The organism is Thauera phenylacetica B4P (assembly GCF_000310225.1).
In the GTDB taxonomy this organism is placed as follows: domain Bacteria; phylum Pseudomonadota; class Gammaproteobacteria; order Burkholderiales; family Rhodocyclaceae; genus Thauera; species Thauera phenylacetica.
Genome location: NZ_AMXF01000365.1, coordinates 1 through 2675, shown reverse-complemented (window position 1 = coordinate 2675; position 2675 = coordinate 1). Strand labels below are relative to the sequence as shown.

Sequence of the window (2675 nt, the reverse complement as noted above, 5' to 3'; positions counted from 1 at the left end):
CGACGAGCCGCTCGACTGGTTCGGCTTCTCCGACGGCCTCGCCCTGCTGCTGCAGGTGTACGGCGGGCGCATCCTGCGCATCAAGGGCCTGCTCGACGTCGCCGGCGACCCGCTGCCGCGGGTGCTGCAGTGCGTGCAGCACAGCGTCTATCCCTCGAGCAGCCTGCCGGCGTGGCCGGATTCGGCGCCCTGCGACGACCGCCGCAGCCGGCTGGTGTTCATCGTGCGCGATCTGCCTCGGGACGAGGTGATCTCCATCCTCGGCAGCTTCACCGGCCAGGTGCCGAGCGTCGGGGCCTGAGCGGCGGAGTCCTGCTCCACCCCTCCATCACCCCACCGCCTCGCCTCCGCGCTGCCGGGTGCGGTGTGCGGGGCAGCTGGCGGGTCAGGGTTCGACGCTGAATTCCTGCACGGCCTCGATCTCGGGCAGGGCGATGCGCAGCCGCCACGGGCCGGGCTCGAGCGGGGCGCTGTTCGCCACCAGGCTGCCCGGGCGCAGCAGGCGGTGCTCGAGCGCGACCGGCGCGCCCGTGCCGTCGACGCGCTCGAGCTCGAGGCGAAGCGGCAGTCCGGCCGGCGCCGGCTGGGACGTGGGGCCCACGAGGTCTATCGCAAGGAGCGCCCGGCGCGCGCCGTCCTGCGTCAGGCGTCCGCGCACCTCCCAGATGTTGGCGGTGCCGTGGAAGACCACGCCGCCGCGCTCGGCACCGGGTGCGGCGGCGATCGGACCCACCGCGTTCAGCCGGATCTCGTCCTGCGCGAGGAAGATCATGCCGACGAAGGCGGCGATCAGCAGCAGGAAGGCGCCACCGACGAGGCCGACCAGCCAGCGCGCGCCACGCGCTCCGGGGGGTGCCGCGGTCCGGGAGCCGGGCCTGGGGGCGTTCGTCATCGCCGCAGCGGGCTCGAGACGATGCTCACTCGCAGCTCGCCCGGCATTCGCCGCTGCTGCAGTCGTCTGCCTCGATCGTGCAGGTGGCCTTCGTGCGCATCACCATGCGCTGGTCGTTCTCGTAGTCGCAGATCAGCCGGGTGAGGCCGCCCTTCTTCTCGACGCTCATCTTCAGCGCCCGCGAGGCGTGCAGGGTGGCGGTGTCGAGGTTGCAGCTCAGGTAGCCGCTGAAGCTGCCGTTCGCCGACTCCCACAGCGCGATGTTCTTGACCTGCTTGTAGTTCTCGAAGGTGGCGCAGGTGAATACGTCGCGACCGTAGAGGCGGGCGTTGTCGCCGCAGAAGCCCATGAAGGTGTACTGCAGTTCGGCGTCGCTCGGGCAGGCGGCGACCTGCACCGCCTTGTCCAGCGCAGGGCAGGACAGCGTCTCGGCGTGGGCCGCGCCGCTCAGCAGTGCGGCGGGAAGGGCGAGGGCAAGCAGGGCCGAGCGGGCCCGGAGGGTGAGCGGCATCGTCATGGTCTCGGATGGAGGGGTGGGTGTGTGCTGCGGTCGATCGGGGGCGAGGGCGGTGGTGCGACGAGCGCTGCTCACCAGAACTTCCACCACCATTTGCGCTTCTTCATCGCCTGCTCGACGTGGTCGGACCATTTGCTGGCCCCGCCGGCCTCGACGAAGTAGCTGCCGAAGCGCTTGTCCGCCTCGTTGATGTGGCGCGTCAGCCAGACCTTGAGGAAGTGCAGAAGTTCGAAGGTGATGGTCGCCTGGCCCGAGTCGAGCTTGTCCTGGAGGGCCTTCACCTGGGCGATCAGGTCCTCGTGGTTCTGCTTGTGGGTGGCGAACTCGGGGTAGTTCGACACCCGCATCAGGCTCTCCTCGACCGCGAAGTGGGTGCGGGTGTAGTCGGCGAGCTTGTCGAGGATCTGGCGCGAGGTGGCCGAGCCGTGGTGTTCCTTGATCGCGACGTGGAGCTGGTTGAGCAACTCGACGAGTTCTTTGTGCTGCTCGTCGATCTCCTGCAGGCCGATGCTGAACTCGTCGGTCCAATGGAACAGTTCGGTGCTCATGCACGCGACTCCGGTCGTGGGTGGAAGCCACAAGGCTAACGATTTTGGCCGATCATTTCTTGATTGGAATCAATTCGTGTTCGATTTTCATTCATTTGCCATGGTGGCGGGGGGTGGAATTCGCCGAAGCGTCTTCGAGCAATGCGCTTCGCCGGCGAGGTTGCTATCCTTCCGCTCTCCGATCCCTCCGACGCCTCGTCCGAACTCCGCGTGCCCACGTCATTCCCTGCGAATTCCCTGTCCCTGCGCTGGCTGGCCGAGCTCGTGCGCCGCCATGAAGAACGCCACCCGCCGCTGGACGAGGCGCGCGCGCACGCCGAGGCGCGTGCGGTCGCGGGAGATCTCGAGGCCCGCGTGCTGCGCCGCGCGGCCAGGCTCGAAGCCGCCAGTGGCTGGCGCGAGGCGATCCTGCGCTGGCAGGGGCGGGCTCGGCTGGTGCTGGTGCTGGCCTTCGCGCTCGCCTTCGTGTTCGGCTTCGGGGCTGCCGCCGGTGCGCTCGGTGACGGGACACGGCCGGTCAATGTGGTGTGGACGCTGGGCGGCCTGCTCGGCGTGCATCTGCTGAGCCTGCTGCTGTGGCTCGCCAGCCTGGTGCTGCAGGGGCGCGCGCAGGGTGACGCGCTGCACCATGGCGGCCTGCTCGGGCGCGCCTGGCTCGCCGTGACCGGCTGGCTCGACCGCAGCCGCGAGGCCGCCGACCTGCCGCTCGCGCTCGGCG

At 69.6% G+C, this 2675-nt stretch carries 4 protein-coding genes and 1 pseudogene; 2 read left to right on the top strand and 3 right to left on the bottom strand.

Features of this window, described 5'->3' with window-relative positions; all coding sequences use genetic code 11:
- The coding region (locus C667_RS21995; protein WP_004385229.1) for a CobW C-terminal domain-containing protein at positions 1-301 on the top strand (301 nt) is incomplete at its 5' end.
- An 84-nt stretch (positions 302-385) separates the two neighbouring features.
- Here C667_RS21995 and C667_RS21990 read toward each other — a convergent pair.
- From C667_RS21990 to C667_RS21980, 3 genes are read right to left on the bottom strand one after another with little or no spacing between them, the layout of a single operon-like run.
- Entirely contained in the window at positions 386-892 is a 507-nt protein-coding gene (locus tag C667_RS21990; RefSeq protein ID WP_004385228.1) for a hypothetical protein, read from the bottom strand.
- 25 nt (positions 893-917) lie between these two features.
- Positions 918-1502, bottom strand: coding sequence for a hypothetical protein (locus tag C667_RS21985; RefSeq protein ID WP_245538523.1), 585 nt, complete (start codon positions 1500-1502; stop codon positions 918-920).
- A complete protein-coding gene (locus C667_RS21980; protein ID WP_004385225.1) occupies positions 1481-1957 on the bottom strand; it encodes a bacteriohemerythrin in 477 nt (158 codons plus the stop codon). The genes C667_RS21985 and C667_RS21980 overlap by 22 nt, the downstream gene beginning before the upstream one ends.
- Positions 1958-2167: 210 nt before the next feature.
- Between C667_RS21980 and C667_RS21975 the strand changes: the two are divergent.
- Positions 2168-2675, top strand: a pseudogene (locus tag C667_RS21975) (DUF2868 domain-containing protein); the annotation flags it as partial.

Excerpts from the sequence above, each read along its gene's own strand:
- C667_RS21985 (WP_245538523.1), bottom strand. The coding sequence starts at position 1,502 with ATGGTGGTGGAAGTTCTGGTGAGCAGCGCTCGTCGCACCACCGCCCTC.
- C667_RS21980 (WP_004385225.1), bottom strand. The coding sequence starts at position 1,957 with ATGAGCACCGAACTGTTCCATTGGACCGACGAGTTCAGCATCGGCCTG.
- C667_RS21990 (WP_004385228.1), bottom strand. The coding sequence starts at position 892 with ATGACGAACGCCCCCAGGCCCGGCTCCCGGACCGCGGCACCCCCCGGA.